31 protein-coding genes are annotated in these 26,145 nt (G+C 49.7%); 12 read left to right on the forward strand and 19 right to left on the reverse strand.

Annotated elements, in window-relative coordinates; translation table 11 throughout:
- Positions 1-12: 12 nt before the first annotated feature.
- Positions 13-1,224: a bifunctional phosphopantothenoylcysteine decarboxylase/phosphopantothenate--cysteine ligase CoaBC gene (gene coaBC / locus CWI84_RS03215; protein ID WP_126841132.1), complete on the reverse strand. Its 1,212-nt coding sequence runs from the start codon at positions 1,222-1,224 to the stop codon at positions 13-15.
- 102 nt (positions 1,225-1,326) lie between these two features.
- Here coaBC and radC point away from each other — a divergent pair, with 102 nt between their 5' ends.
- The 3 genes from radC to rpmG all read left to right on the forward strand — a co-directional run bounded on the left by radC (position 1,327) and on the right by rpmG (position 2,597).
- Positions 1,327-2,001, forward strand: coding sequence for a RadC family protein (gene radC / locus CWI84_RS03220; protein WP_126841133.1), 675 nt, complete (start codon positions 1,327-1,329; stop codon positions 1,999-2,001).
- A gap of 191 nt (positions 2,002-2,192) precedes the next feature.
- On the forward strand, positions 2,193-2,429 hold the full coding sequence (rpmB, locus tag CWI84_RS03225) for a 50S ribosomal protein L28 (protein WP_126841134.1): 237 nt from the start codon (positions 2,193-2,195) through the stop codon (positions 2,427-2,429).
- Positions 2,430-2,441: 12 nt separating this feature from the next.
- Positions 2,442-2,597: a 50S ribosomal protein L33 gene (gene rpmG, locus CWI84_RS03230; protein WP_092592986.1), complete on the forward strand. Its 156-nt coding sequence runs from the start codon at positions 2,442-2,444 to the stop codon at positions 2,595-2,597.
- A gap of 69 nt (positions 2,598-2,666) precedes the next feature.
- Here the strand turns inward: rpmG and CWI84_RS03235 are convergent, their stop codons facing one another.
- Positions 2,667-3,296 carry a 2OG-Fe(II) oxygenase gene (locus CWI84_RS03235; protein ID WP_126841135.1) on the reverse strand — a complete coding sequence of 210 codons (630 nt, stop codon included), beginning with the start codon at positions 3,294-3,296 and terminating at the stop codon, positions 2,667-2,669.
- A gap of 91 nt (positions 3,297-3,387) precedes the next feature.
- Between CWI84_RS03235 and CWI84_RS03240 the strand changes: the two genes are divergently transcribed.
- Both CWI84_RS03240 and mutM read left to right on the forward strand, forming a co-directional pair.
- Positions 3,388-3,882: a hypothetical protein gene (locus tag CWI84_RS03240; protein ID WP_126841136.1), complete on the forward strand. Its 495-nt coding sequence runs from the start codon at positions 3,388-3,390 to the stop codon at positions 3,880-3,882.
- Between the two features lie 12 nt (positions 3,883-3,894).
- Positions 3,895-4,707, forward strand: a complete 813-nt coding sequence (mutM, locus tag CWI84_RS03245) for a bifunctional DNA-formamidopyrimidine glycosylase/DNA-(apurinic or apyrimidinic site) lyase (protein WP_126841137.1) — start codon at positions 3,895-3,897, stop codon at positions 4,705-4,707.
- Here the strand turns inward: mutM and bioH are convergent.
- On the reverse strand, positions 4,704-5,477 hold the full coding sequence (gene bioH / locus CWI84_RS03250) for a pimeloyl-ACP methyl ester esterase BioH (RefSeq protein ID WP_241968716.1): 774 nt from the start codon (positions 5,475-5,477) through the stop codon (positions 4,704-4,706). The genes mutM and bioH overlap by 4 nt on opposite strands.
- A gap of 43 nt (positions 5,478-5,520) precedes the next feature.
- On the opposite strand from bioH, the gene CWI84_RS03255 reads away from it, so the two are divergent.
- The 3 genes from CWI84_RS03255 (at position 5,521) to CWI84_RS03265 (ending at position 8,375) form a co-directional block, all read left to right on the forward strand.
- The gene (locus tag CWI84_RS03255; protein ID WP_126841139.1) at positions 5,521-6,204 is read left to right on the forward strand and encodes a ComF family protein; all 684 of its coding nucleotides are present in this window, start codon (positions 5,521-5,523) and stop codon (positions 6,202-6,204) included.
- Positions 6,205-6,303: 99 nt separating this feature from the next.
- Complete coding sequence (gene nfuA, locus CWI84_RS03260) at positions 6,304-6,882, forward strand: Fe-S biogenesis protein NfuA (protein WP_126841140.1); 579 nt, start codon at positions 6,304-6,306, stop codon at positions 6,880-6,882.
- A 119-nt stretch (positions 6,883-7,001) separates the two neighbouring features.
- A complete protein-coding gene (locus tag CWI84_RS03265; protein WP_126841141.1) occupies positions 7,002-8,375 on the forward strand; it encodes a DUF4397 domain-containing protein in 1,374 nt (457 codons plus the stop codon).
- A 1-nt stretch (position 8,376) separates the two neighbouring features.
- Here the strand turns inward: CWI84_RS03265 and CWI84_RS03270 are convergent, their stop codons facing one another.
- Positions 8,377-9,693 (reverse strand): MATE family efflux transporter, encoded by a 1,317-nt coding sequence (locus CWI84_RS03270; protein WP_126841142.1) that lies wholly within the window; start codon positions 9,691-9,693, stop codon positions 8,377-8,379.
- Between the two features lie 51 nt (positions 9,694-9,744).
- Between CWI84_RS03270 and CWI84_RS03275 the strand changes: the two genes are divergently transcribed.
- A complete protein-coding gene (locus CWI84_RS03275; protein WP_126841143.1) occupies positions 9,745-10,794 on the forward strand; it encodes a polysaccharide deacetylase family protein in 1,050 nt (349 codons plus the stop codon).
- On the opposite strand, the gene CWI84_RS03280 is transcribed toward CWI84_RS03275, so the two are convergent.
- From CWI84_RS03280 to CWI84_RS03300, 5 genes are read right to left on the reverse strand one after another with little or no spacing between them, the layout of a single operon-like run.
- Positions 10,791-11,408: an SCO family protein gene (locus CWI84_RS03280; protein ID WP_126841144.1), complete on the reverse strand. Its 618-nt coding sequence runs from the start codon at positions 11,406-11,408 to the stop codon at positions 10,791-10,793. The two genes, CWI84_RS03275 and CWI84_RS03280, sit on opposite strands and share 4 nt — an antisense overlap.
- A 12-nt stretch (positions 11,409-11,420) precedes the next feature.
- Entirely contained in the window at positions 11,421-12,326 is a 906-nt protein-coding gene (gene cyoE, locus CWI84_RS03285; protein WP_126841145.1) for a heme o synthase, read from the reverse strand.
- 12 nt (positions 12,327-12,338) lie between these two features.
- Complete coding sequence (locus CWI84_RS03290; RefSeq protein ID WP_126841146.1) at positions 12,339-13,331, reverse strand: COX15/CtaA family protein; 993 nt, start codon at positions 13,329-13,331, stop codon at positions 12,339-12,341.
- A 9-nt stretch (positions 13,332-13,340) separates the two neighbouring features.
- A complete protein-coding gene (locus CWI84_RS03295) occupies positions 13,341-13,883 on the reverse strand; it encodes a hypothetical protein (RefSeq protein ID WP_126841147.1) in 543 nt (180 codons plus the stop codon).
- Positions 13,880-14,617 (reverse strand): SURF1 family protein, encoded by a 738-nt coding sequence (locus CWI84_RS03300; protein WP_126841148.1) that lies wholly within the window; start codon positions 14,615-14,617, stop codon positions 13,880-13,882. The genes CWI84_RS03295 and CWI84_RS03300 overlap by 4 nt, the downstream gene beginning before the upstream one ends.
- On the opposite strand from CWI84_RS03300, the gene CWI84_RS03305 reads away from it, so the two are divergent.
- On the forward strand, positions 14,595-14,810 hold the full coding sequence (locus CWI84_RS03305) for a DUF2909 domain-containing protein (protein ID WP_126841149.1): 216 nt from the start codon (positions 14,595-14,597) through the stop codon (positions 14,808-14,810). The genes CWI84_RS03300 and CWI84_RS03305 overlap by 23 nt on opposite strands.
- Positions 14,811-14,829: 19 nt before the next feature.
- On the opposite strand, the gene CWI84_RS03310 is transcribed toward CWI84_RS03305, so the two are convergent.
- The 6 genes from CWI84_RS03310 to lexA form a co-directional block, all read right to left on the reverse strand.
- Entirely contained in the window at positions 14,830-15,705 is an 876-nt protein-coding gene (locus CWI84_RS03310; protein WP_126841150.1) for a cytochrome c oxidase subunit 3, read from the reverse strand.
- 12 nt (positions 15,706-15,717) lie between these two features.
- On the reverse strand, positions 15,718-16,284 hold the full coding sequence (locus tag CWI84_RS03315; RefSeq protein WP_126841151.1) for a cytochrome c oxidase assembly protein: 567 nt from the start codon (positions 16,282-16,284) through the stop codon (positions 15,718-15,720).
- 5 nt (positions 16,285-16,289) lie between these two features.
- Positions 16,290-17,879 (reverse strand): cytochrome c oxidase subunit I, encoded by a 1,590-nt coding sequence (ctaD, locus tag CWI84_RS03320; protein ID WP_126841152.1) that lies wholly within the window; start codon positions 17,877-17,879, stop codon positions 16,290-16,292.
- A 10-nt stretch (positions 17,880-17,889) separates the two neighbouring features.
- Positions 17,890-19,008 (reverse strand): cytochrome c oxidase subunit II, encoded by a 1,119-nt coding sequence (coxB, locus tag CWI84_RS03325; RefSeq protein ID WP_126841179.1) that lies wholly within the window; start codon positions 19,006-19,008, stop codon positions 17,890-17,892.
- A 403-nt stretch (positions 19,009-19,411) separates the two neighbouring features.
- Positions 19,412-19,846, reverse strand: coding sequence for a hypothetical protein (locus tag CWI84_RS03330; protein ID WP_126841153.1), 435 nt, complete (start codon positions 19,844-19,846; stop codon positions 19,412-19,414).
- Positions 19,843-20,460, reverse strand: a complete 618-nt coding sequence (gene lexA / locus CWI84_RS03335) for a transcriptional repressor LexA (protein ID WP_126841154.1) — start codon at positions 20,458-20,460, stop codon at positions 19,843-19,845. The genes CWI84_RS03330 and lexA overlap by 4 nt, the downstream gene beginning before the upstream one ends.
- Before the next feature lie 131 nt (positions 20,461-20,591).
- Between lexA and plsB the strand changes: the two genes are divergently transcribed.
- Positions 20,592-23,045, forward strand: a complete 2,454-nt coding sequence (gene plsB, locus CWI84_RS03340; RefSeq protein WP_126841155.1) for a glycerol-3-phosphate 1-O-acyltransferase PlsB — start codon at positions 20,592-20,594, stop codon at positions 23,043-23,045.
- A gap of 9 nt (positions 23,046-23,054) precedes the next feature.
- On the opposite strand, the gene ubiA is transcribed toward plsB, so the two are convergent.
- A complete protein-coding gene (ubiA, locus tag CWI84_RS03345; protein ID WP_126841156.1) occupies positions 23,055-23,921 on the reverse strand; it encodes a 4-hydroxybenzoate octaprenyltransferase in 867 nt (288 codons plus the stop codon).
- Positions 23,908-24,477: a chorismate--pyruvate lyase family protein gene (locus CWI84_RS03350; RefSeq protein WP_126841157.1), complete on the reverse strand. Its 570-nt coding sequence runs from the start codon at positions 24,475-24,477 to the stop codon at positions 23,908-23,910. The genes ubiA and CWI84_RS03350 overlap by 14 nt, the downstream gene beginning before the upstream one ends.
- A 122-nt stretch (positions 24,478-24,599) precedes the next feature.
- Between CWI84_RS03350 and CWI84_RS03355 the strand changes: the two genes are divergently transcribed.
- Positions 24,600-24,998 carry a flagellar basal body-associated protein FliL gene (locus CWI84_RS03355; RefSeq protein WP_126841158.1) on the forward strand — a complete coding sequence of 133 codons (399 nt, stop codon included), beginning with the start codon at positions 24,600-24,602 and terminating at the stop codon, positions 24,996-24,998.
- Here CWI84_RS03355 and CWI84_RS03360 read toward each other — a convergent pair.
- Together CWI84_RS03360 and glpE are read right to left on the reverse strand one after the other, a co-directional pair.
- Positions 24,992-25,822 (reverse strand): rhomboid family intramembrane serine protease, encoded by an 831-nt coding sequence (locus tag CWI84_RS03360; RefSeq protein WP_126841159.1) that lies wholly within the window; start codon positions 25,820-25,822, stop codon positions 24,992-24,994. The genes CWI84_RS03355 and CWI84_RS03360 overlap by 7 nt on opposite strands.
- Complete coding sequence (gene glpE, locus CWI84_RS03365; protein WP_126841160.1) at positions 25,819-26,145, reverse strand: thiosulfate sulfurtransferase GlpE; 327 nt, start codon at positions 26,143-26,145, stop codon at positions 25,819-25,821. Before glpE ends, CWI84_RS03360 begins: the two co-directional genes overlap by 4 nt.

Below are 26,145 nucleotides of genomic sequence, written 5' to 3' on the forward strand. Positions count from 1 at the left end.
TACTTTTCCATCCTAGTTAGCGTGATTAAATAGTTGACTGATAAGCGCGATTAAGCCGTCGGCGAGTTGCCGTTTAGGTTGCTCGGGAAAAACCTTTTCACCCTCATGCCAGTAGGCCGTAACGCTGTTTTGGTCTTGATCGAAGGCCTTATTGCCGGCGACATCGTTGGCAATAATGAGCTGTAAATTCTTGTCTTTGAGTTTGCGCTGAGCATAGTCTTTGAGGTGTTGCGTCTCTGCCGCGAAACCGACGCAAAATAGCTGCGGATAGGTCTTAGCGATGGTGGCAATAACGTCGGGATTCTTGACTAAGGTCAGTGACAACGCGTCGCTGTCTTCGGATTTTTTCATCTTTTCCGTTGCCACCGCCGCCGCGCGATAATCTGAGATCGCGGCACAGCCAATAAAAATATCCGCTTTGGCGCTCACTCGCTGACAGGCGTCTAACATCTCCGTGGCAGTGTTTACATCAATTCTATCGACCCCAGCTGGCGTCGTTAGCTGGGTTGGGCCACTGACCAATGTGACCGAGGCGCCTGCTGCGGCTGCAGCACTGGCGAGCGCATAACCCATCTTTCCGGAGCTCCGATTGCTGAGATAACGCACCGGGTCGAGTGGCTCACGAGTCGGACCCGCGGTAATCACAACCTGCTTATTAGCAAGTAACTGTGGGCTAGGAGCTAATATCTGCACCGCTGCGGCCACTAAGTCTAAAGGATCTGGCATGCGCCCAGCCCCTACATCGCCGCAGGCTTGCGAACCGCTGTCAGGACCAATGATATGCACATTTCGTTGGCGCAATGTTTGCAAGTTTTGCTGGACAACGGTTGCCGCCCACATTTGCTGATTCATCGCTGGAGCAACGGCAATGGGAGCGGTTGTTGCAAGCACGATAGTGCTGAGCAGGTCATCGGCGATGCCGACCGCGAGTTTTGCTAGGTTGTTAGCGGTTGCTGGGGCAATCATAATGATGTCCGCCCACTTGGCCAATTCAATGTGGCCCATCGCGGCTTCGGCTGTCGGATCCAATAAGTCAGTGCTGACCGGATTTGCTGACACCGCTTGTAAGCTTAGCTCCGAAACAAATGCTTGGCCGCCGCGAGTTAATACTACGCGGACATTGGCGCCTTGCTCTTTTAACCGACGCACCAACTCAGGTGTTTTGTAGGCAGCGATGCCTCCAGTCACTCCTAAGACGATATTTTTGTTCGCTAAATGGCTCATAGCAACCTCTATGTCAAGACAACGTAAAGATAACACGAGCGCGCCGTTCAGGGTAGCCGCCAGCTATACTGACGGTTTAGCCTAGCAAAGGATGGCGCAAGAATGACTATACGTGATTGGCCGGCAACGGAACGACCTCGAGAGAAGCTGCAACAACAGGGAAGCGCTGCGTTAAGTGATGCCGAGTTGCTGGCCATTTTGCTTGGTACCGGGAACCGCAAAGCTGACGTTCTCACACTTTGCCGGGAGCTGCTGACCAGTTTTGATGGTCTTGGAGGCTTACTCACGGCGAGTGCTGAGAGGCTGATGAAGCATGCCGGCATTGGCCCCGCCAGAGTTAACCAATTGCACGTAGTGCTAGAGCTCTCACGGCGTTACTTGAAATGGCAACTAACTCGCTCCGAAGGCTTCACCGAGCCGAAAATGGTGCGTGATTATCTCACCACGCAATTACGCCATCAGCCGCGCGAAGTATTCGCGATTCTGTTACTCGACAGTCAGCATCGTTTGATTCATTACCAAGAGCTGTTTTCGGGCACCATCAATGCCGCGCCCGTTTATCCGCGCGAGGTATTAAAACAAGTCATGCAATATAATGCTGCCGCAGTGATATTGGCCCATAACCATCCGTCTGGTGTGGCGGAACCCAGCCAGGCTGACCAACGCGTCACTGAGCGCTTAAAAAAAGCACTAGCGTTAGTGGATGTGATGTTGCTAGACCACTTTATTGTGGGATCTGGCGATCCCGTCTCATTTGCCGAGCGCGGATTATTGTAAAACCACGGATAATAAGGCTGGCGTGACGACGCAGTTTCGCGTAAAATTGCCGCGAATTGATCAGAAGCGATCAAAAAAACGCCGCAATGGCTTGATTAGCGGGCTGGTTTGCTGTATAAAATGCGCCCTCGGATTTCAAGGCAAGGCCAAGTTGGGCGACAGGCGAGCTTGAATAATTTTGGAGTAAAGACATGTCACGAGTATGCCAAGTTACAGGAAAGCGTCCGGTAGTCGGTAACAACCGCTCGCACGCAAACAACGCGACCAAACGTCGCTTCCTGCCAAACCTGCAAACTCACCGCTTTTGGGTAGAGAGTGAAAAGCGTTGGGTGAAATTGCGTATTTCTACTAAAGGAATGCGTATCATTGATAAGAAAGGTATCGACACAGTGCTTGCGGATCTTCGCAGCCGTGGCGAAAAGGTGTAAGGAAGGGCAATCATGCGCGATAAGATTCGTTTAGTATCATCTGCTGGTACCGGTTATTTTTATACAACTGATAAAAATAAGCGCAACATGCCAGAAAAGATGGAGATCAAAAAGTACGACCCAGTGGTTCGTAAACACGTGATCTTCAAAGAAGCGAAAATTAAATAATTTCGCTGAATGGAATCGAAAAACCCGGCTTTTGCCGGGTTTTTTATTGCTTGAAATTTACCGATGGGTTTAACGTGGCGGATCAACAATGCCTGAGACGCTAGCATTGACCCTGAACCAGCCAGTGACACTGAAGCGGTCGCGAAACGAGCGTTCGACTTCATGCACAAACTGGGTGCTTAGAAAAATCACTAAGCGCCCCAATTTTGGCGTCACTCGCTGCAGTACCTGATCTCGGTCGTCATAAATAACAAGCGCCCCTCCATCATTGTCGTGCCATTCAGGGTTGAGATAAGCCACCGTACTGAGCACTCGATTACTACGGCCAACGAATGCATCAAGGTGCTTTTTATAAAATGCGCCGCTGGGGTAGTGGGCAAGGTGGCATTCGTAATCAAATAGTCCCATGAATAGCTCACGATTCAATGCCAGTTTGAGTGCATTCATACGTGCCAAATAGGCTGCTTCAATGGGTTGTGTCGGCGATAGCCAAAGGATCCGATCGCGCCGTACCATAGTATTAATGGCTTGTTGTTCTGCTCTCCCGATAGCGGCTTGGTGCCAGTGTTGATCGGCTAATGACAGGGCGTACTGATGTAACCCCAATGCCTGTTCATGCTCAAGGAAGTCGTCAATGATGGCGTAACCATTGTTGGCTAACTCGTCAGCGATATGGCGATGAAGTTCAGCAGTGACCATGGGGAAATGTGCTCAAATCAGGATATTTTTTCCGAGCCGCGAATATAGGGTATTCTTAGGTTATCGACAACTGCTTTTATTAGGTTGGCAGATGGTAAAAATCGACGAAAAACGACGCTTCTTTGGAATCACTCTAAGCCAAAGAGCGTGGAATAATATTTTGGTTTACGCCATTTTATTGCTGATGGTGGTGTTTTACGTGATCGCGCCGGGAAACGTGCAAAAAGTCTCGCAACAGGCCGAGCAATTGGAGCCGATGCAATTAATGCCGAGCGATGTGCGGCTGCAACAAATTCGGATTGCCGATCGCGTATATCTGAATTCACCGCAGGGTTGGGTGTGTCAGGCTCCCTGCTCGGTTTCACAGCAAGCTGCGCAAAATCTTGCGCAGCATTGGCTTAATCTTTCTATCACCAAAACGGAAAAAGTGGGCGCTAGAATTACTGATGTTGAACTGCGCTTTGCTGAGCAAGCGCCAGTAAAAGTCACACTTTTTCAAGCTGAACACCCGGTGATATGGTTACCACGTCAACAACAAGCCTATACCATTTTATCCGCCGATATCAGTCAATTGTTAGGGCAATAACGCAGGTGCACGATGCCAGAATTACCAGAAGTCGAAGTTAGCCGATTAGGAATTTCGCCACATATTGAAGGGCAAAAAATTACCGCAGTGCAGGTACTTAATGGACAGCTACGCTGGCCGGTACCGGTCAGCGTTCACAATGTTGAGCAACAGCGGTTACAACGGGTTGAGCGACGAGCTAAATATTTACTGCTAAAAACCCCCGTTGGCAGTTTGATTCTGCATTTGGGAATGTCAGGTAAGCTGCGGGTAGTGCCGGTTAATACGCCGCGCGTGAAACACGACCATATCGAAATCGTATTCGAAAGCGGTCAGTGTTTGAGGCTGAATGATCCGCGCCGCTTTGGTGCGTTGCTATTTGCTGACGACGATTTGTCAGCGCATCCGTTGCTGGCCAATTTGGGGCCTGAACCACTCAGTCAGTATTTTACCGCGGACCAGCTTTATCAGCGTTCGCGGGGCAAGACACAGGCTATCAAGACTTTCATTATGGACAATCACAACGTGGTTGGGGTGGGTAACATCTACGCCAACGAATCACTGTTCAAGGCCGGAATTCATCCGAAGCGAGCGGCTGGGAAGGTGAGTCTTGCGCGCTACCAACGCTTAGTCCCTATTATTAAGCAGGTGTTGGCAGAGGCCATTCGAGTCGGCGGAACCACCCTTAAAGACTTTACCCAAGTTGATGGCAGCCCCGGCTACTTTGCCCAACAATTGCAGGTATACGGGCGCGGTGGAAAACAGTGCATGGTATGCAAAACCCGATTAAAGGAAATTCGTCTCGGGCAGCGCACAACCGTGTACTGCCCTAGTTGCCAGCGCTAACGGGTTGGGTTAGTGAACGCTAACCAACGGTCAATAAATTGCTGCGGGTCAGAAATGAACGGTGCATGCGATGCCTGGGGATCGACATGCTTAGCCGATTTCGGAACCAACTTATCAATCTCCGCAATCGCCCGATTCGGGACCAGTGAATCTAAGCGACCATAGTAGCGCAGCAAAGGCACTGAGATATTAGGTAGTTGCGCTCGTAGATCCACGTCGGCCAGCCAGTCGAGCGCCTGGTCTAATACTGTTAAGTTAGGTTCTGGTTGTTCTAAAACCAACGGTTTGAGCCATTTCACCTGTGCTCTGGCATGCTCATCGCCCATTGCTTGAATCGCTAAAAAACGTTCTATGGTTTTGTCGTAACTGCGCTGCAGTTGCAGATGAAAGTTGTCCAGTACCTTACTATCAATGCCTGGCCATTGCTCATCCGCTTGAAACTTCGGGGACGAGGCTATAGTGGTTAAAGAGGCAATGTTCCGCGGCTGCTGTAATGCTATCGCTGAGGCAATTAAGCCGCCGAGCGACCAACCAATGAGGTGAGCACCAGCGGGTATTTCGGCACTGACCAACGCCACCATGTTGGCGAAAGATATCGCTTTACCAGTGGGCCAATCACTGCGGCCAAAGCCGGGTAAGTCGATGGCGATGAGCTGATGAGATTCGGCTAACGGCGCCATTATTGGCTGCCAAACCTGATGATTTAATCCCCAGCCATGGAGTACAACAACGGTCTCGCCTTGACCCTGAGTGTGGCGGTAAATAGTCACTATACTTTTGCTCTTTATCTTTACAGGCACTATTGGAGCGAGCATGTTAGCGACCTTATCGCAGTTTGCCAATCGTCTTGGCGCCGGACAATGTTGGTGTTGTGGGACCACGGTGTACACAGAACTGGGTTTTTGTGCTGACTGCTTGCAGGCGTTGCCGCGGCTGTATCCAGCAAATGCAAGGCGACTAGTGGCTCATTTAGATGACATCGATAGCTATTACGCGGCGCTTTGGTATCAGCCGCTCACGGCCGACCTTATTGCACAGTATAAGTTTCGTCACGCCCGACAGTTGGCTAAGCCGTTAGCCTATTTATTGGCAGCGCAGTTACAAGCGAGCTATCGGCGAGAAGCTGAAGCTTGGCCAACCATGTTGTTGGCAATGCCAATGAGTCTTAAGCGTTGGTATCGGCGCGGCTACCATCATATTGGCCTTATTGCTCAAGAACTGGAGCGGCTTGTTAGCGTACCCTATCGTCGAGCAGGGTTGCGGCGGTTGCGGGAGGAGCGACCTCAGCATCAACTGTCAGCGACGCAACGTTCACTGGCAGCGCACCGCAGCATCTATTGCCGTATTTCATGCGCAGGCCATCGCGTTGCCATCTTGGATGATGTGTTGACCACTGGGGCGACGGCTGCAGCCGCTGTTGCCGCGGTGAGAGCGAAGGGCGCAATAGCGGTGTCGGTATGGACTGTGTGTTATACCGCACCGACAAAGCGTTGCTAGCATGCGGAATGAAAATGCGTTAATATATACCCTAGTAATTTAGTCAAGTATACAGTTCGGCTCTGCGTTGAGTCGATGTGAATATTGAGGTGGTAGGCTATGATTCGTATTTCTGAAGCGGCACAAGGACATTTCCGTAAGTTGCTGGCAGAGCAGCCAGAGGGCACAAACATTCGTGTATTCGTGGTAAATCCCGGTATGCCGAATGCAGAGTGTGGTGTTTCTTACTGTCCGCCAGACGCTATTGAACCTGATGATGAACGTCTACCTTTCAACGGTTTTGACGCCGTTATTGACTCTGGCAGCGCGCCTTTTCTGGAAGATGCGGCCATCGATTTTGAAGAACAAGAGTTGGGTTCGCAGTTAACCCTTAAAGCGCCAAATGCGAAAGCACGTAAGGTAGCCGACGACGCACCGCTGATTGAGCGGGTAGAGTACGTGATTCAAGCCGAAATTAATCCACAGTTGGCGAATCATGGCGGTCAAGTTATGGTAAACCAAATTACCGATGACGGTTACGCGATACTGCAATTTGGTGGCGGCTGTAACGGCTGCAGCATGGTCGACGTAACATTGAAAGAAGGCATTGAAAAAGAGTTGTTAACGCGCTTTGATGGTGAGCTCAAAGGTGTTCGGGATGTTACTGAACATGAACGCGGTGAGCACTCTTACTACTAGCATTTTAGGTTATACAACTTTGCGTGATTTTTACACTTAGTTGTTAATAAAGTGTGATCCCTTTGCATTTTCTCTCGCGTATCGGTAATTGCCCATTACTAATACTGAAGAGGTTTATCATGAAAGGGATCACGAAACTTTCAATTATTACACTATCGGCGCTGTCATTATCAGCCTGCAACTGGTTTGATGGTAATGACGACAATGATATGGAGACCACTGCGAATAGTTACATTCGCATTCATCATACATCATCTGATGCCCCTAACGTCAATGTCTCTGCGGGTGAGCAAACATTGGTTGAGGATGCCGCTTACCAGCAGTCAACGGCGCTACTCGAGACGGCGCCTGGTACCTACTCCATCAGCGTAGATGCCATCCTTCCAGACCAATCGACAAGTACCGTTATCGGTCCAGCCGATTTAACCTTTGAAGCGAATAAGCGTTACGAAATTTTTGCTGCTGGGCAGGTCGCTGATGCCTCATTAGAACCACTAATCATTTCTTCGGATGTGACCGACGTAACCGCAGGCAACGCCCGTTTGCAGGTCGTCCATGCGGCTTATAATCAGCCAATGGTTGACGTTTATTTAACCCAACCAGACACTGCATTAGCGGATGCCGCCCCGGTGGCAACATTGTCGTTTTCGGAATATTTGGCACCCACTGAGGTGACCGCGGGCGATTACCGCGTTCGTGTGACGTTGGCCGGTGAACAAACCGCCATCTATGATTCCGGTACGTTGAGCTTAGCGGATGGTGGCGACTATGTCGTGGCCGCAACCAATAATACTGCCGCAGGTGACTCGCCGTTGACCTTACTCGTCGCCGACGGCGATGCTAGCGTTACCGTGCCCGATGCTAATTCAGGTTCTGATATCCGTGTGGCGCATGCCTCAGCAGACGCACCTAATGTTGATGTAACGCTGGATAACGCCGCCTCGGCTGCGGTCACTAACCTCGCGTTCAAGAATGCTACAGCATATGTCAATATCGCTGCCGGAGACCACCTGGTTGATGTCGCGGCCGCTGGTGGCGCTACCGTATTGAACGATGTCGCTGTTACCACAGAGCTTGCTGGACAGTACAGTGTTTACGCTGTCGGCGCAGTTGGAGACAGCAGTTTGACGTTACAGGTGTTACCAGAAACTACGCGCGCTATCGCTACCGCGGCACAGCTTCAAATTGTGCATGCTTCCCCTTCAGCGGGCGAGGTCGATATTTACTTAACTGAAACAGCGGACATCAGCGACGCGACCCCAGCATTTGCCGGGGTAGCATTTGACCCAGCCGCCATAGTCTCTACCGGTACTTTTCAAGTCACCCCAGGTGATTACTACGTAACCGTTACGGCAGCCGGCACAGACACTGCCGCTATCGGACCTGTAGGGCCGATCACACTGGAAGCCGGTGGCATTTATACCGCCGTTGCAGTCGATGCTGATGGCGGTGGTCTACCACCACAACTGATGTTATTGGATGATTTTCAATAAGTTAAAATGAACGTTGCCAGCGCGGTAACAGCCAAAGGGCTTGGCTGATACCGCGCATGGCAAGAAATACCGTCAGCGCAGCCCACAAACCATGATTTCCCCAGCTTTGGGTCAGCCACCAAGTGGGAAGAAATCCGAGTAGTCCTGCTGCCAGCATGGTATTGCGCATGCCGTTGCTGAGCGACAAGCCAATGTACACGCCGTCAAACCAATAACTCCAGTGAGCAATAATTGGCAACACCATGATCCATGGAAGATATTCAACGGCCTGCTCAATAACCGCCGGCAAGTCCGTTAGTAGCCGGATGATCTGCTCGCCGGCAATGCTAAATATTGCTGCATAGCAGCAGGCGAATAATAGCGACCAAAGTAAAGTAATTCTACACCAGTAACGAATTCTGTCTGGGCGATTTTGTCCTTTAGCTTGTCCCGCGAGTGCTTCTACGGCATAAGCGATACCGTCTAAGCCCAGCGATATGAGCAATAAAAACTGCATCAGTACAGCATTCACGGCAACCATGGTTTCGCCAAACCGGGTGGCATAACCGGTCATCGTTGCCATGCACAACTGCAGCACCAAACTGCGAATAAAAATATCGCCATTTACCCCCAGCACTTGTTTAAATAAGCTCAGGCTCAAGCTGGGAAGCGTTCGCCAATGCAGTTTAAGGCTACGGAACAACCATAAGACCCCGACGCAACAAGTGAGCCACTCGGCCCACATCGACGCCCATGCCGCGCCGCGCACGTTCCAGTTGAGTCCAATAATGAGCACCACGTCAAGGAGTACATTGACCGCATTGGTAATGATCACCAATAACATCGCTGAACGACTTTGCTGGCGCCCCAACAGTGCGCCTAAAATCACTAAGTTGGCGAGTGCCGCAGGAGCGGCAAGCAATCGAATATTCAGGTAGTCTTGGGCAAGCTTTGCCAGTGCTGGGCTAGGGCTGACCAACCAAAAAGCGAGAGTAATAATCAGTGGTTGCAATGCAATCAGCAGCACCCCAAACACTGCAGCTATTGTTAAGCCGTGAACGACATAGCGCTGTTGTTGACGTAATTGTCCAGCACCGTAGGCTTGGGCAATAAAGCCAGTAGTGGCCATGCGTAAGAATACCGCGAGAAAATACAGCACATTGATTACCATCGCCCCAATAGCGACTGCACTTAAGTATTGGGTCTCAGGCAGGTGCCCAATAATTGCGGTGTCGACGAGTCCAAGCAATGGCGCAGCGATATTGGAGATAATCATTGGCAGTGCAATCGCAAAAACATGGCGATGGTCGACAACCGCAAATCCAAATAACCGCTTCATGCTGACTCCTGTTAGAATGGTCTCACGCGAGTGTAACAGAGGAACAATTAAATGGGTCGGTTGATTAGCGTTATTATGATGTTGTTGCTTGTGCCAGCAGCGTATGCCAACGATGTGGTGGTATTGCAATATCATCACGTGAGTACTGATACGCCAGCGGTAACGTCGATCAGTCCTGAACAGTTTGCCGAACACCTGCAGTACCTGCGTGATAACGATTACCAAGTCATTGCCATTGAACAGGCGTACCAAGCACTCGAGCAACAGCAACCGTTACCGGCTAAAGCCGTCGTGATTACCTTTGACGATGGCTACCAGAATGTTGCCGACAACGCAGTGCCGTTGCTGCAAAAATTTAATATGCCCTACGCCATTTTTGTCAATCCAGACCTGCTGGAGCAACATCAGGGCTTCTATATGGGGTGGGATACACTTGACCGCTTAAGCCAAAACGGCGCAACCATTGTTAATCATGGCCAGTCACATGCCCACTTAATTCGTCGTCAGGCCGGTGAAACGGCAGCGCAGTGGCAGGCGCGCATGGACGAGGATATCAACGGTGCGCAGGCGTCTATTGCAAAGCACATCTCCGGTAGTAAAGCGAAGATGTTTGCCTACCCTTACGGCGAATACGATACGGCGCTTGAGCAGCTCCTCGAACAGTGGGGCTATATCAGCTTTGGGCAACAATCAGGGGTGTGGAGTCAATGGAGCGATCGGCAAGCGATTCCGCGTTATCCGGCGTCAGGTAAGTATGCCAGTATTGATACCCTGAAGGTTAAATTACAGACGCATGCCATGCCAGTGGTCGCGCAACAACCGCAAGATCCCCTATTAAGCCATGCTAACGCACGCCCAACCATTCGCCTGCGGTTAGCGAAAGATCACCAAGTGAGCCAATATTGGTTGCGATGCTACGCAGGTAGCGAAATGCTGAAACCTGAGTGGCAAGATGATCATAGCTTCAGCGTTAGTCCCAGCCGTGAAATTCCACTAGGGCGTTCACGTATAAACTGCACGGCGCCAGCACCGGATGGCGGTTACTTCTGGCATTCGGTCGCACTGATACGCCCAGACACCGACGGTTCTTGGCCAGATTAACGGTTAACAATCAAACCAAAATCGTTAATCAATTGGTCCATATTCACGATGGGCAGCTCACCTTCTTGCGGGTGCGGGTTAAATATCGCTACTCGCTTCCCTTCTGGGTTCACCAGAATAATGGCGCCACTATGATTGACTAAATAATCGGTGGCGTCAGGGTCGGGGATCGAATACATCAAGCCGAGCTCGCGAACGAATGGGTACAACGCCTTATGGTCAGCCCTTACGCCTTCGACATGCTTGCCAAAATAGCTGGTGTATTCTTTTAAACGATCCACAGTATCGCGTTGTGGGTCGACCGAAATCATCCACACTTTGATCGGGGTTTCGGTTTGCAGCGCCAATTGCGGAATAATGGAAGTGAGCTGTGCCAAAGTAGTGGGGCAGACGTCTGGGCAATAGGTGTAGCCAGTGAATAACAAGGTCCATTGGCCTTTCAGATCGTCGTTAGTCACCTGATCTTTGAACGTCCCTTCCAAGCTGAACGGCGAAAGTGCTCGCGGTGGTTCGTAGACCAGCGCCTTTGGCTTCTCCGTCGGATACCATTGGTAAGCCAAAAGCCCTGCAGCAATAGCTAACAAGGCAACGACAGCGGCGATAACGCGGCGCATAGTGATCTCCTTTTACAACACGTAGTGATCAACAAGTAAGAGAATAAACAGTGCTAGTAAATGCCAAATCGAAAAGGCAAACATGTTAAACGCGGTTTTCTTCTCTGGCGCAAACTTTAATTTCCATGCGTAACCCAAGAAAACAGCATTAAGCAGCGATACACCCGTTAGGTATATCCAACCCGCAGCGCCTACAAGGTACGGCAGCAAACACACAACAAACAACAAGATGGTGTAGAGCAGAATACAGGTCTTGGTAAAGTCTATACCATGGGTGACGGGTAACATCGGTACTTCAGCTTTGGCATAATCTTTTTGCCGGTGAACCGCGAGCGCCCAAAAGTGAGGGGGTGTCCAGGTAAAGATAATCATCACCAATAAAATCGCGATTGGGTCGATATGATTCGTTACCGCCGTCCAGCCCAGCAACGGTGGCGCTGCCCCAGCCAGACCACCAATCACGATATTTTGCGGCGTTGCGCGTTTTAAGAACATGGTATAAACCACTGCATAACCGACCATACTGGCCAAGGTTAACCAAGCAGTGAGCGCATTCACCCAAATCATTAAGCAGGCGAAGCCGATACTACCAATGGTGGCGGCGAACACTAACACGCGCAATGGCGAAAGTGTGCCCTGTGGCAATGGTCGACGTAAGGTGCGTGCCATGCGGGCATCAATATGGCGATCAACAAGATGATTCACGGCGGCCGCAGAAGCAGACATTAAACCGATGCCGGCAAGGCCGGGAACCAATACTTGCCAAGCAATCCATTGCGGTGATGCCAAGCACATACCCACCAATGCAGTGACTAGCAGCAAGGCAACCACTCGTGGTTTAGTGAGAACAAGATAGTCGCGCCAGGTTGCTGCGCGTGGATTAGCACTTTGAACTTTTGCCAATACTGTCGATAGCATGTTCACCTCCAGTTAGGCCTTGCGTGAAAGGTTGTAGTTGAGCCCGACCAGCGACAGCAGCAATAGCGCGGCTACAGCGTTGTGGGCGACGGCGATAGGCAAAGGTAAACTCAATAACACATTACTGATGCCTAAACTGACCTGCAATAAAATTAATAGCGTGATCAATAAGAGCCGCTGACGGAAATACTGAGATATTGCATGACGCCATGATTTTATTACCAGTGTTAACACCAGCAGGGTAGTGATAATAGCGCCGATTCGGTGGGCAATGTGCATCGTCATGCGCTCGCCGTAATCATGGGTTCCGTATTGGTACGACTCTGCTGTCGGCACACTAAAGGCACCGCTAATGTCCAATTGCTGCCACCAATTACCCTCACAAAAAGGTAATTCTGTGCAAGCCAGCGCGGCATAATTAGCTGCCACCCAACCGCCTAGGGCAATTTGGCCGAAGACCACGACCAGAGTCAGGGCTGCTAAGCCACGATACTTGCGTAAATAGGGATCTCCACCGGCTAAGCGATAGTCGCTGAGGCGCAGATGGAGTAAATACAGCAGCGAGAACGTGGTAAAGCCGCCAAGTAAATGGCCCATCACTACCAGTGGCTGCAGATTGAGAGTGACGGTCCACATCCCCAATGCGGCCTGAAATAGCACCAGCGCTAACAGCACTGTCGGTAATTTCCATGGTTGCCGTTGTAGAGCATTTGCTCGCATAGCCTTACGCCATGACAACAAAGCGATAATCGCAATCAGCAGGCCTAAGCTACCAGCAAAATAGCGGTGTATCATTTCGCTCCAAGCTTTGTGGTGTTCAATGGGGTTGTCTGGGAAGCGTAATTGCGCTTCCTCAACATGTTGCTGCTGGCTTGGGACACTCATGTAACCATAGCAACCGGGCCAGTCTGGGCAGCCCAGTCCGGAATCTGTCAGCCGCGTATAAGCGCCCAGTACGATAACGCAAAAGGCGAGAACGAGACTTAGTTTAACCAATGTTTTCATAAGCGGTCCTCACCCAACCTTAGATAATTTCAAGAGCCTGCGAATATCGCTTAGGAGATTTTTGCCTTCCAATATCATGGCTTGTTTATCGGCATGAATGGGGTAGCTAAGAATAACGTTATTCAGTGGATCGATGACGACCAATGGCATGTTAGCGATATCCCCAAGACGGCTGGCCAGCGCCGTATTATTCAATGCTGTGACATTAGAGAACTGCTCTGCGAGCGCGTGCGTATCGCTGCGACTAACCACGACAGGAGTGAGCCGATCACTCTCTTTTCCGAGTGCAACGTCGAGTTGGTGCAGGGTGTACCATGTATTTTGGCATGCGGTGGTGCATTGCTCGGGTTGTAAATACACCACTCGCCAGCCTTCTGGAAGGGAGGCTGCCTCAGCCGTTGCCAGTGTGACTGGCGGATCCAGCAGTTTGCCTTTATTGGTTTTCGCAGCATACCAGTGTTGATTGAGAAAAAACCACGCCAATACGGCAGGCAGGATAAATATGCCAATAACACTAAGCATGGCGATGCGTGCGCTTTTACGGGAGCTCATTCCGACCCCTCTTGTTGTTTTTTAAAATAATATTTTCGTAATGCAAGAATATAGATAATGGCGCATGCAGCGGCTAAAGAAAACCACTGTATGGCATAAGCTTGATGTCGGCTTGCAGGCATAACCTGTGGACGCCACTCCCGCGGCCAAGCCCAAGGATATTGCTGATCCAGCAACAACACCCATGCGGCTAAGGGTTGTTGGAGCTGCTTTTGCAACGACGGAATGTCCAATTTTTGTATCCGTTGTGGCCAAGGCTTACCGGCAAACTGAATAACTTGTTTGGCAAATACGTTGTCGCTAGGCGAATAAGCGTAACCACTGATTTGCATTTGTTGCGATGGAATGGTTACTTGCGGGAGCTGCTGGCGTGACGCGGGAGCAGCCACCCAGCCTAAATTGACCAACAGCTTCTGGTTGCCAACGTCTGGGGTAAAGACACCGATCACTTGATAACCGACCTGGCTTTTGAAAATTTGATTATCGAGTAACAAATAATGCGTGGGGTCGAAGTGTCCAGAGACTGCAACTGACTGATAACGTTGCGGCTGTTCAAGCGAGGTAAGACTTTCAGGTTGTTGTTGCGAGGCGTGCTCGAAATCGGCAAACAGTTGCTGCTTTTGGTGCGCACGATCGAGCTGCCAAAAGCCTAACTTGACCAGTACGACGATTGCGAGCAAAGTAATTGCTGTCGCAATAAAAGGAACCGCTATGTTAATTCTGTTTAAAGTCATTATTGTCGCGCTACTGCTTTTTATGGTGGTTAATTTATTTCGCGCACTATTTTCTATGCTACGGAACGATCCCAATAAGCCGCCGATGTCTCGTTATTTAGGTCGGCGAGTTATGATTTCAGCAATTGTGTTAATTCTCCTATTAATTGCTGCCAGTACTGGCTTTTTACCATTGCATCCCCGCCCCTACTAAGAGCGGGGATTGCCATTTTCTATAACACGTAAACGAACACGAATAAGCACACCCAAACCACATCAACAAAGTGCCAATACCAGCTTGTTGCTTGAAAGGCGAAATGGCTTTGCGGCGTAAAGTGTCCTTTCATGATGCGTAAGAACATGATGATCAGCATCAGTGTTCCTAACGTTACGTGCATACCGTGAAAACCCGTAAGCAGGAAAAAGGTATTGCCGTATACCCCAGACTGCAAAGTCAGGCCAAGCTCTTGGTAGGCATGGATATATTCAGACCCTTGTAGGAATAAAAAGCCACCACCCAATAAAATGGTAGCGCCCAGGAACAGTTTTAACCGCCCACGGCGATTATTCTCTAGGGCAATATGCGCCATGTGGCAGGTCACCGAACTAAGTAACAACAATACGGTGTTGATTGCCGGCAATCCGTACCAACCCATCGCTTCCGTAGTAGTACCGCCAGGCGTTTCTACCAGTGGCCATTGCGCAACAAATTCAGGCCATAACACACTGTGGGTCATCGCGTTGTTGCTTGCCCCAGCTAACCAAGGTACAGCGACGTTGCGGGCATAGAACAAAGCACCGAAGAAGGCGGCGAAGAACATCACCTCAGAGAAGATAAACCAGCTCATTCCTTGCCGATAAGAGCGCCCGAGCTGCTGGTTAAACTTACCCGACATGGATTCATTTATTTGGTCGCGAAACCAACCGAACAGCATGACCAAAATGACTAATATGCCGGCGGTTAAAATATTGCTGCCATAACCGTCAGTGTTTTTCGTGACATCTAACACGGTGTGCCCAGCACCGAACGCAATCAAACCAAGACCAATAGCGCCCATAATTGGCCAGGGGCTTGAGGCTGGAACGTAATATTTTGAATTTTCTGCCATAACGACGTTTCCTTATTCTGATGTTGTCGTCTGCGCTACCGTGGTAGCGTTTGCATCGGCTGTCATATCATACAGCGTGTATGACAGGGTTAAGGTAGTGATATGTTCTGGAATTTCTGGGTCTAAATAAAATTGCACCGGCATTTCGGCATCGGTGTTTGCTGCCAAAGGCTGCTGATTGAAGCAGAAACATTCAATTTTATTTAAATAGAGCGATGCCTCTGCTGGGGCAATCGATGGTACAGCCTGAGCCACCATTCGCCTAGCAGTCGGGTTGGCCGCGTAAAAGGTGACCAACTTCACTTCTCCTGGATGAACATGCACCTCTTTAATATCAGGCTTAAACTGCCAAGGCATCCCTTTGGCATTATGTGTGAGGAACTGCACGGTTACGGTTCGCGATTTGTCTACATGACTCGCGGTGTAGGCAACCGCCTCATTTTTCGTTCGACCATTGAAGCCCGTTGCATCACAGAAGGCGTTATACAGCGGCACCAGCGCAAATCCGAAGGCAAACATGCCTGCTACACCCAGTAGCAGGCGGAAGATGATCTTACGGTTATTTGATTGCTGCGCCATAACGTTTAGCCTTCGATTTTAGGTGGCTTTTCAAAAGTGTGATAAGGCGCTGGTGATGGGATAGTCCATTCCAAACCTTCCGCACCTTCCCACGGTTTTGCTGCCGCCTTCTCACCGCCTCGGGCGCATTTAATAACGACCCAAAGGAAGATGAGTTGTGACAGGCCGAAGGCAAATCCGCCGATACTGACAATTTGGTTGATATCAGCGAACTGGACCGAGTAATCCGGAATTCGGCGAGGCATGCCGGCTAAGCCAACAAAGTGCATTGGGAAAAACAGTACATTGACGGAAATAACCGATGCCCAGAAATGGAATTTGGCCAATGTTTCGTCATACATATGGCCAGTCCATTTAGGTAACCAGTAATACACCGCAGCCATTACTGAAAAGATTGCGCCAGTCACTAGGACATAGTGGAAATGCGCCACCACGAAATAGGTGTCGTGGTATTGGAAGTCAACCGGGGTAATTGCCAGCATTAACCCAGAAAAACCACCGATAGTGAACAAGATAACGAAGGCTAGGGCGAACAGCATCGGTGTTTCGAAGCTCATTGCGCCGCGCCACATGGTGGCCACCCAGTTAAAGATTTTCACCCCAGTCGGCACTGCAATTAGCATCGTGCAATACATAAAGAACAATTCGGCGACCACTGGCATGCCAGTAGTGAACATATGGTGCGCCCACACCAAGAACGACAAAATTGCAATTGATGCCGTGGCGTAAACCATTGACGAGTAGCCGAACAGTTTTTTGCGTGTGAATGTCGGAATGATGGCGGAGATAATGCCGAATGACGGCAAAATCATAATGTAGACCTCGGGGTGACCAAAGAACCAGAAAATATGCTGGAACATCACCGGGTCACCGCCGCCAGATGCGTCAAAGAAGCTGGTGCCAAAGTATTTATCGGTCAATACCATGGTTACCGCCCCCGCCAGCACAGGCATTACCGCTATCAGTAGGAACGCCGTGATAAACCATGTCCACACAAACATCGGCATTTTCATGTAGGTCATGCCAGGTGCGCGCAAGTTCATGATGGTTACGATAACGTTGATGGCCCCCATAATAGAGGAAATACCCATGATGTGAACCGAGAACACAAACAGCGCTGTTGAATCATTGCTGTAGGTGGTTGATAACGGGGCATAGAATGTCCAACCCATTGCTGGACCACCACCTTCCATAAATAGCGAAGACAGCAAAATAATGAAGGCAAACGGTAAAATCCAGAAGCTCCAGTTATTCATCCGCGGTAACGCCATATCTGGCGCACCAATCATCATTGGAACCAGCCAGTTGGCCAATCCAGTAAAGGCGGGCATCACCGCGCCAAAAATCATAACCAGTCCATGAACGGTGGTCATTTGGTTAAAGAAATGCGGTTCAACTAACTGTAAGCCTGGCTGGAACAGCTCTGCACGAATGACCATGGCCATAGAGCCACCGATCAAGAACATGAGAAAGCTGAACCACAAATACAGTGTGCCGATATCTTTGTGGTTAGTGGTAAATAGCCAACGAGTAATCCCCGACGGCTTATGATCATGGTGTTCTTCGTGATGAAGGGTATCCACAGTCGTACTCATCACCGTCTCCTTAAGGGTTCATTACTTTGTTAACGTCAGCGGCTTGCACTAGGTCACCGGTATCATTGCCCCAAGCGTTACGCTCGTAGGTAATCACTGCTGCCAGTTCTTGCATACTGAGTTGCGTACCAAATGCCTGCATCGCAGTACCTTTGACACCGTGAACAACGGTATCAATATGTTTGGTGATACTGTCTTTTCCAGTAGTGACCGGGCTGCCGGCTAGGGCAGGGAATACGCCTTGTACGCCTTGGCCATTAGGTTGGTGACAAGCAGCGCAGATGCCGTTATAGACTTTCTCGCCCATTTTCATCAGTTCGTCTTTGCTCATCTCCATGGATAGCAACTCTTGCTCGCGTTCGCGGGCTTTACGCTGCTTTACTTCCATGTTGGTGATCCACTTTTCATATTCAGCAGGCTCTTTCGCAATAACCACAACCGGCATAAAGCCATGGTTGTTACCGCAAAGTTCAGCGCACTGGCCACGGTAAATACCCGGTTTATCAACAATCGTCCAAGCCTCATTAATAAAGCCCGGGTTAGCATCCTTTTTCACCGCAAAATCAGGCACCCACCAAGAATGGATAACGTCGTCAGAGGTAATAAGGAAACGTATTTTTTTACCCGTGGGGACCACTAAAGGGCGGTCGACTTCGAGCAGGTAATTCTCGCCTTTTGGTAGTTTGTTATGGATTTGCTGGTCCGGTGTTGCAAGAAGGCTGTAGTATTCCACGTCGTGGTCGAAGTATTTGTAATGCCACTTCCATTGCGATGCCGTTACCTGAACAGTGACATCAGCGTCGTCGGTGTTTTCCATATGGATCAGCGTGGTAGTGGCGGGATATGCCATACCAGCAAGAATTAAAAACGGGATGATGGTCCATAGCACCTCAACCCTAATACTTTCGTGGAATTTTGCTGGTGTGCGACCTTTCGATTTGCGATGCCGAAACATCGACCAAAACATCGTCCCAAACACAATGACCCCGATGACACAGCAGATATAAAATATCGTCATGTGCAGGTCATAGACGCGTTGACTGATTTCCGTTACGCCTTCTCGTAGGTTTAGGCGAACCGTATCGTCAGCAACGGCTGGCATCACTGCAAGCGCAGGAAGCGCTAACATGCGTTTTAGTTTCACGCGACTTCTCCTCTCATTCTTCCATCCGTGACATTTGCCACTCGCAAATAGCAGAACTATTTAGCTATGAAGAACAAAGAGGTAAGCAGAAAAAGGAACAGCTTCTCCCCAGAATCGCTTTCTCCACCAACCCTTTGTTGTGATTATTTGTCGTTATAAAAATTTGGGTATTGGCAGTTATCAATTAACGAATTTTTAAACAAAGATCCAGTTTTTGCGTTGAAATAATCGTCAAAACGGCGTTTAAATAGACCGTTTGCACAAAAACTGTTCAATAACGTTAACAAATCTTTGTTTTGAATTCGAGCGGGGGATGTAAGAGATCATAAAAAAAAAGAGGCTGTTGTGGGAACAGCCTCTAAGCTTTAGGGATGAATTTTGTGGAAAATTAGTGGAGATCAACCGCTAAAGCAGAATCGTCGAAAAGCAGACCTTTGGTATTGCTGGCTTTTAGTGCCCAGCGGAGACGCTTCTCTGAAAGTTGGCTGGTGGGCTTAAACCACCCTAATACGATTTCACTATTACCCGCCAGCAATGCTTGCTCAGTGGCCCATTCACGCTGAGCGTGATCACGCGCATGGATCCAACGAATACGTTCGCGCGGTACACCAGCGTTAACCAGCTGCTGAACAATCGCTCGCGTGGCACCGACTACGGTTACCCAGCGTTTACTATCGCTGAGCATCGCCGCAACGCGACTAATGGTTTGCTGAGAGTGATTTCCGTCATCATCAAAAAGTGAACCCTGTTCTGGGTTTTCGAATTGTGAGGCGGCTTGCCAGAGTCCAGGATGCTGGCCACGGATTGTGTTCATCGGTTTCATAACCATGCTCCATTTCTGATCACGCCAACGGCTAATCCTTCGATAGCAAATGGCTGATGAGCTAAATCGACTTTAATGATGTTGAATTCTTCATTTTCTGGGTGAAGCCATACTTCACGACCTTTACGCTCAAAGCGCTTTACTGTGACTTCATCTTCTAAGCGAGCGACCACCACTTGGCCATTGCGTGCCTGTTCCGTGCGGTGTACCGCCAACAAGTCGCCGTCAATAATGCCAATGTTCTTCATACTCATACCATTAACTCGCAGGAGATAATTGGCCTGGGGATGAAACATGTTTTCATCAATACGGTAATGCGCTTCGATGTGTTCCTGAGCCAAAATGGGTTCGCCAGCGGCAACCTGACCAATTAACGGCAAACCCTCTTCAATGTCGTCTTCATCGCCCACCAAGCGAATACCGCGCGACATGCCAGGCAAAATTTCGATAACACCTTTGCGCGCTAAAGCCTTAAGATGCTCCTCGGCTGAGTTTGCTGAGCGGAAACCTAGACGTTGAGCAATTTCCGCGCGAGTTGGCGGCATTCCAGTCGCTGCTAAGTTGTCTTTTATCAGTGCTAAAATTTCAGACTGTCGCGGAGTTAATGGACGCATTTTTCGTACCTGTTTATTTGTACAGTATACTGTGAGTATATACAGGTATTTTTAAAACACAAACTTTTTTTCCAACGACATTTTTATCCGAGGTTGTTATGCTATACAGCGTCTAAAGAAGAGGGATTGATATGGCTCGGGCAGGCTGGTTATTTCAACTAATTCGATATCCATTGCGGTTAATCACCAAGGACCAAACCATTGTCGATGGCGGTGACGAAGAGTTAGCAACATTACGGCGCACGCCGGTAGTGTATGTGATGCGCTCGACATCAAAAGCCGATTTGGTGATTGCGCAACGCGCCTGCCGCCGAATGGGGCTGCCGGATCCCACCGAACCCGTTAATGTCAATGGCACAACCGTCGACCGAGTACTATATCTCGAGCAAAGCCAGTCGCGCGTATCTGCGCAAGCGCTCGCCGCGTTTAAACAATTGATGAGCGCACACCATCAAGATCACACACTCGACGTTCAAGTGGTGCCGTTGGGGATTTTCTGGGGCCGTAGTCCAGGGCAAGAAGCGCGAGCAGGTAATGCGATGGTCGGTGATTTAGATACCACCAGCCACTTCCGTAAATTCTGGTTAGCATTGTTTTCTGGTCGGCAGATCTTGGTGCGCTTATCGCGTTCAGTAAGTTTGCAAAGCATGGCGCAGACGGATGATAACGATAGCGTACTGGCCCACAAACTGGCGCGCGTCGCCCGCGTGCATTTTGTGCGCATGCGCCATGCAGTCGCAGGACCAAAACTGTCAGAGCGTAGCGAACTGATGACTCAGTTGGTAGCAACGCCAGCGCTAAAAAAGGCCATTGCGGACGAAGCCAGAACCAAAAAAGTGTCGGAAACTGTCGCCCGAGAGCGCGCGTTAAGCTATATCGATGAGATTGCCGCGAATTACAGCGATACCTTAGTGCGCGTACTAGATCGCTTTATGACATGGATGTGGAGCCGTATTTATAACGGCATTGATGTTCGTGGTGGTGCCGAAGTGAGACGCCTAGCACAGCGCGGACATGAGATCATTTACGTGCCATGTCATCGCAGCCACATGGACTATCTGCTACTCAGCTATGTTATTTATAAAGAAGGTTTGGTTCCCCCCCACATCGCGGCTGGGGTGAATTTGAACTTTTTTCCTGCCGGTCCGATTTTCCGCCGTGGAGGAGCGTTCTTTATTCGCCGCAGTTTCCGCGGTAACAAGCTTTACTCTGCGGTCTTCCGTGAGTACTTATGCTGGCTGTTCCAGAAAGGTTACCCGGTGAAGTATTTCACTGAAGGCGGGCGTAGCCGCACAGGTCGCTTATTACCGCCGAAAACGGGGATGGTGGCGATGACGGTTCAAGGAATGTTGCGCGGTCAACAACGGCCAGTGTCCATTGTGCCTGTCTATTTAGGCTATGAGCACGTGATGGAAGTGAGCACTTACCTAAAAGAACTTCGCGGCAAGGCGAAAGAAAAAGAGTCGATGTTCCAAGTGTTGGGTTCGTTGCGAAAGCTTAAAAACTTTGGCCAAGGCTATGTGACCTTTGGTCAACCGTTAGACTTAAAAGAGTTTTTGGATAAAGCTGAACCGCAATGGCGCGACAGTATCACCATGGGCGAAGAAGAACCTGCGCGGCCGAAGTGGTTATCTCCTGTGGTGAATCAGTTGGCGGAAACCCTGATGCGCCGGATTAACGATGCGGCTGCCGCAAACAGTGTTAATTTAACCTCGTTAGCCTTACTCAGTGCCGAGCACCATGCGTTAACGAAAGAAGAACTGACCAGCCAACTCGATGTTTATCAGCAACTGCTGAGCGAAGTCCCTTACTCACAGCAGGTGAACGTACCGAAGGAATCTGGTAAAGCACTGTGGCAGTTAGCCAAGCGAACCAATAAGTTCACCATCACCGAAGACACTATGGGCGAAGTGATTCAGTTGGATGAACACAATGCCATTGCGATGACTTACTACCGCAACAACGTTTTGCACATGGTTATCGTGCCGGCGTTGGTCGCAACACTAGCGATGGCACGAGAGCAGTTCAGCTTGCAGCAGGCAATAGCGCATGTCGAGCGCATTTACCCGATGGTCCAAGCCGAGTTATTTTTGAGTCATGAAGCCTCCGATATTGCGTTGTGGGTTTCCGCTATTGTTGATGAATTACTGCGTCAGGGGCTACTCAGTGGGGACGCTGACGAGCTGCGCAAAGCGGATGCAAACAAGCCACAGTCGTTCCGCCTACAATTATTGGCACGAGCAGCAAACGAGACCCTACAGCGCTATGCCATTGTGTTGGAATTGTTGCAGCAAGCACAGCCGATAGCGCGGGCAGAGCTTGAGCGGCAATCTATCACATTAGCGGAACGCTTGAGCGCAATCCACGGAATTAATGCGCCAGAATTTTACGACAAAAAAGTCATGGGTAGCTTTATTGCCAGCCTCAAACAGCAGGGCTATTTGTCCGTCAATGATGATGGTGACCAAGTCGCGACGGCTGAGGTAGGTGCGCTGAGCGATCATATCGATGAATTGCTCGATGGCCCGGTTCGTCAGACCATCCGCCAGTCGGTACAGCACCTGTTAAAGCCGGAAGGCGATTAACCCGGCAGGTTAGTCGAGAAGTAGGCTAATGGCTAAGCCGACGCCTATTGCCATACCAACATAATGGTTGTCGAGAAAGGCGCGAAAGCATGCCATAGCTTCGCGCTTTCTTATCCGCCAGTGCTGATGAGCAAAAAGTGCGCTAGCAACAACCAGTCCCCCGTAATAGGGCCAATTGCTCTCGATAACGACGCCAACGGCGACTAACGAGATTAACGTTAGCAGTTGCAGCAAGCCAATGATCAAGCGGTCGAAGCGACCGAACAATAATGCCGTAGAACGAATACCTACGGTGATATCGTCATCCCGATCGGCCATCGCATATTCGGTATCGTAAGCGACGGTCCATAACAAGTTAGCAACCACCAATAACAGTGCAACCCCATAGTTGTCGTTATTTTGTGCGGTAAATGCCATCGGAATACCGAAACTAAAAGCCACCCCTAGAACCACCTGTGGGAGGTGAGTCCAGCGTTTACAAAAAGGGTAAAGCGCGGCGACTGCAACGGCAAAAATCGACAATACAATGGTGGAGATATTCAGTAATAGCACCAGCCCAAGAGCGACAACCAGTAGCAGCACAAATAGTCCAAGCGCTTCTTTGGTGGTAACCGCACCGGTTGCTAATGGTCGATGCTTGGTGCGGGTAACATGACCGTCGAAATTCCGATCAGCAATATCATTAATGACACACCCAGCCGAGCGCATGACAAATGTGCCAAGCATAAAAATAATGAACAATCCTAATGGTGGGAAGCCATCTGCAGCTATGAGCAATGCCCAGATGGTTGGCCACGCGAGTAAGTATGTGCCGATCGGTCGGTCAGCCCGCATCAGTTGCCAGTAGCTTAATAATTTTTTGCTATTCAGTACCATAGAGTGGGCTGCTCCCTAAAAATATTTCTGCCACTAGGAGCGACTGCTGGGCAGTGGAAAAGACACTACGGCGACCAAGCAATGCACTATTGGGGTAGCCGAGTTGCTGATTTAACAACGCCACTGAACTGTCCTGTGAGAAACTCGCGATTTCGATAGGACTACGCCGTAAATTCGGATCTTTGAATAGCTGTTCCCCTAGCGACTGGTTGCCCAACGCTGCTAGCCCAAGCCCTGAATGGCTTGCCGCAGAAAGCGGAAATACTGAACGAGCAAACACCCAAGGTGTATCGTCGCAGCAGAGCAGAACCTCTCTGACGATGGCATCTTCGGCCAAACACAATGCGGCCTTTTCATCACTAAATAACGGCGCCGGTTGTTGCCCCAGTACTTCAATGTGGAAGCGCTGGCAATGTGCCTTGAGTCTTGCGGTAAGAGATTCGCGGTCCAATAACCACTGGCGTTGCGGGAGCGTTAGCGCGTCGGCATCGACGATTTGCCAGTGATTAGCACTTCCGAGCGGAAATTCGCTTGTGAGTTTTTCCTTACAGAGCATAGGGGTTGGTATCTAATGAGCTTGCTCGTATCATATCAGGAGAACGCAACAGGGCATAGGTAGTGTTCAATGTTTCCGTTGAGCAGCCGATAACCATTAAGTCTGATTAAGGAAGCTAGGTTATGCATTATATTCGGGTGGTTTGGGTGTTACTACTATTGTGCTTTTCGTCTGGTTCAGCACATGCCCAAGATGATATTGCGTATTACGGGTTTGAGCCCGACATTACGACAAACTACCTAAAAGAGGGTGAAAGCTTTCGTCTTGGTTTCATTCGCGTGGCTATCGAAGTCATGTTACCTAATAATTCTTATGTGAAAGTAGTGGAACACCATGCACCGCTGCTGCGAGATGCGTTTATTCGTATTATGAGTACCGCAACGGAACGGCAAATCAAATCGTTGACAGGGCGTGACCAGTTGCGTTTGAAGTGTTTGGAAAAGGCGCGTGAATTGATGCGACAAGAAACCGGAAATCCGGTTATCGCCGACGTATTGTTCACTAAATATATTTATCAGTAACGACGTGTTTGGCGCGGAGTGGGGTCAAGCATTCTAACCACCAGCCCTGCTAAACAACCACTCAGTAATCCACCAAGATGGGCTTCGTTAGCAACGTTGACCCAGAGAATATCGGTGTAGCCCAGAACTAACCAAGCAATCATAAAACCGATTAACCCCGCTGGAAGGTACAACGGCGTCAGGCGTCGCCAGCTATAAACCCAGCAAAAGCCAAGCAAGCCATAAACCACGCCAGATAATCCGCCAAATTCCGGACCGTGGGAGTAGAACTGCACCAAGTTTGAGGTCACCGCTGTGAACAACAGCACCGCCGCTAACCATCGAGTGCCAAGATAGCGCTCAATACGGCCGCCCAAATACCACCACCAGAACACATTAAAAACAATATGTAATGCAGTGAAGTGCATTAGCGCTGGCGTGAAAAAGCGCCACGGTTCATTAACGGCAGTGAGGCTGTGACTAGACGTACTGATACTCAGCGTTGAGAACACAGCTCTTAGGTCGACTTCCATACCCACATACACCAACACCACCAGCGCGGCGAACAGTCGCGTGAGCCAGCCTGTGTTGCGAATAATATTGTGCCATAACATGTTGCTACTGTTTTCCACAGTGGCGGCTTGATGCTCCGAGGCAGTGTCTACTTGTTCGGGGGTGAATTCCGCAATTAACTGCTTGGCCAATGGGTAATAGCTGCTTTGGATGACCCATAATTCAAGTTGATCGCCTTTCTCGCTAACCGTAACAGGAATCCGTTTTTGCTGTAAAAAACGGTAAAGTTGCTGAATTTTAGTGCTGTCTTGGCTAGCGAGCAAGCGCTTCATGGTTGGCTCTCTACGTGTTCCGGGAATTGGTTCATCCAAGCGGTAAACCCGCCGTCCATACTATAGACAGTTTCGTAGCCTTGTTGGGCTAAATACTGCGCTGCACCTTGGCTACTTACGCCATGATAGCAGACCACAACAATCGGTGTTTCTTCGTCGGTTTGTTGAGAAAATTCGACAAAACTGGCATCAGTCAGCCGTTGTGAGCCGGGAACATGGCCCACCCCGAATGACTGAATATCGCGAATATCGACAAACACGGCGGATTGCTGCTGCCATAGTTTTTGGGCGTCGCTGACACTAATGTGTTGAAACTCTGCCAT

The sequence above is a fragment of the Idiomarina tyrosinivorans genome, from assembly GCF_003987475.1.
Taxonomy (GTDB): domain Bacteria; phylum Pseudomonadota; class Gammaproteobacteria; order Enterobacterales; family Alteromonadaceae; genus Idiomarina; species Idiomarina tyrosinivorans.

Excerpts from the sequence above, each read along its gene's own strand:
- coaBC (WP_126841132.1), bottom strand. The coding sequence starts at position 1,224 with ATGAGCCATTTAGCGAACAAAAATATCGTCTTAGGAGTGACTGGAGGC.
- radC (WP_126841133.1), top strand. The coding sequence starts at position 1,327 with ATGACTATACGTGATTGGCCGGCAACGGAACGACCTCGAGAGAAGCTG.
- rpmB (WP_126841134.1), top strand. The coding sequence starts at position 2,193 with ATGTCACGAGTATGCCAAGTTACAGGAAAGCGTCCGGTAGTCGGTAAC.
- rpmG (WP_092592986.1), top strand. The coding sequence starts at position 2,442 with ATGCGCGATAAGATTCGTTTAGTATCATCTGCTGGTACCGGTTATTTT.
- CWI84_RS03235 (WP_126841135.1), bottom strand. The coding sequence starts at position 3,296 with ATGGTCACTGCTGAACTTCATCGCCATATCGCTGACGAGTTAGCCAAC.
- CWI84_RS03240 (WP_126841136.1), top strand. The coding sequence starts at position 3,388 with ATGGTAAAAATCGACGAAAAACGACGCTTCTTTGGAATCACTCTAAGC.
- mutM (WP_126841137.1), top strand. The coding sequence starts at position 3,895 with ATGCCAGAATTACCAGAAGTCGAAGTTAGCCGATTAGGAATTTCGCCA.
- CWI84_RS03255 (WP_126841139.1), top strand. The coding sequence starts at position 5,521 with ATGTTAGCGACCTTATCGCAGTTTGCCAATCGTCTTGGCGCCGGACAA.
- nfuA (WP_126841140.1), top strand. The coding sequence starts at position 6,304 with ATGATTCGTATTTCTGAAGCGGCACAAGGACATTTCCGTAAGTTGCTG.
- CWI84_RS03265 (WP_126841141.1), top strand. The coding sequence starts at position 7,002 with ATGAAAGGGATCACGAAACTTTCAATTATTACACTATCGGCGCTGTCA.
- CWI84_RS03270 (WP_126841142.1), bottom strand. The coding sequence starts at position 9,693 with ATGAAGCGGTTATTTGGATTTGCGGTTGTCGACCATCGCCATGTTTTT.
- CWI84_RS03275 (WP_126841143.1), top strand. The coding sequence starts at position 9,745 with ATGGGTCGGTTGATTAGCGTTATTATGATGTTGTTGCTTGTGCCAGCA.
- CWI84_RS03280 (WP_126841144.1), bottom strand. The coding sequence starts at position 11,408 with ATGCGCCGCGTTATCGCCGCTGTCGTTGCCTTGTTAGCTATTGCTGCA.
- cyoE (WP_126841145.1), bottom strand. The coding sequence starts at position 12,326 with ATGCTATCGACAGTATTGGCAAAAGTTCAAAGTGCTAATCCACGCGCA.
- CWI84_RS03290 (WP_126841146.1), bottom strand. The coding sequence starts at position 13,331 with ATGAAAACATTGGTTAAACTAAGTCTCGTTCTCGCCTTTTGCGTTATC.
- CWI84_RS03295 (WP_126841147.1), bottom strand. The coding sequence starts at position 13,883 with ATGAGCTCCCGTAAAAGCGCACGCATCGCCATGCTTAGTGTTATTGGC.
- CWI84_RS03305 (WP_126841149.1), top strand. The coding sequence starts at position 14,595 with ATGTTAATTCTGTTTAAAGTCATTATTGTCGCGCTACTGCTTTTTATG.
- CWI84_RS03300 (WP_126841148.1), bottom strand. The coding sequence starts at position 14,617 with ATGACTTTAAACAGAATTAACATAGCGGTTCCTTTTATTGCGACAGCA.
- CWI84_RS03310 (WP_126841150.1), bottom strand. The coding sequence starts at position 15,705 with ATGGCAGAAAATTCAAAATATTACGTTCCAGCCTCAAGCCCCTGGCCA.
- CWI84_RS03315 (WP_126841151.1), bottom strand. The coding sequence starts at position 16,284 with ATGGCGCAGCAATCAAATAACCGTAAGATCATCTTCCGCCTGCTACTG.
- ctaD (WP_126841152.1), bottom strand. The coding sequence starts at position 17,879 with ATGAGTACGACTGTGGATACCCTTCATCACGAAGAACACCATGATCAT.
- coxB (WP_126841179.1), bottom strand. The coding sequence starts at position 19,008 with ATGTTAGCGCTTCCTGCGCTTGCAGTGATGCCAGCCGTTGCTGACGAT.
- CWI84_RS03330 (WP_126841153.1), bottom strand. The coding sequence starts at position 19,846 with ATGAAACCGATGAACACAATCCGTGGCCAGCATCCTGGACTCTGGCAA.
- lexA (WP_126841154.1), bottom strand. The coding sequence starts at position 20,460 with ATGCGTCCATTAACTCCGCGACAGTCTGAAATTTTAGCACTGATAAAA.
- plsB (WP_126841155.1), top strand. The coding sequence starts at position 20,592 with ATGGCTCGGGCAGGCTGGTTATTTCAACTAATTCGATATCCATTGCGG.
- ubiA (WP_126841156.1), bottom strand. The coding sequence starts at position 23,921 with ATGGTACTGAATAGCAAAAAATTATTAAGCTACTGGCAACTGATGCGG.
- CWI84_RS03350 (WP_126841157.1), bottom strand. The coding sequence starts at position 24,477 with ATGCTCTGTAAGGAAAAACTCACAAGCGAATTTCCGCTCGGAAGTGCT.
- CWI84_RS03355 (WP_126841158.1), top strand. The coding sequence starts at position 24,600 with ATGCATTATATTCGGGTGGTTTGGGTGTTACTACTATTGTGCTTTTCG.
- CWI84_RS03360 (WP_126841159.1), bottom strand. The coding sequence starts at position 25,822 with ATGAAGCGCTTGCTCGCTAGCCAAGACAGCACTAAAATTCAGCAACTT.
- glpE (WP_126841160.1), bottom strand. The coding sequence starts at position 26,145 with ATGGCAGAGTTTCAACACATTAGTGTCAGCGACGCCCAAAAACTATGG.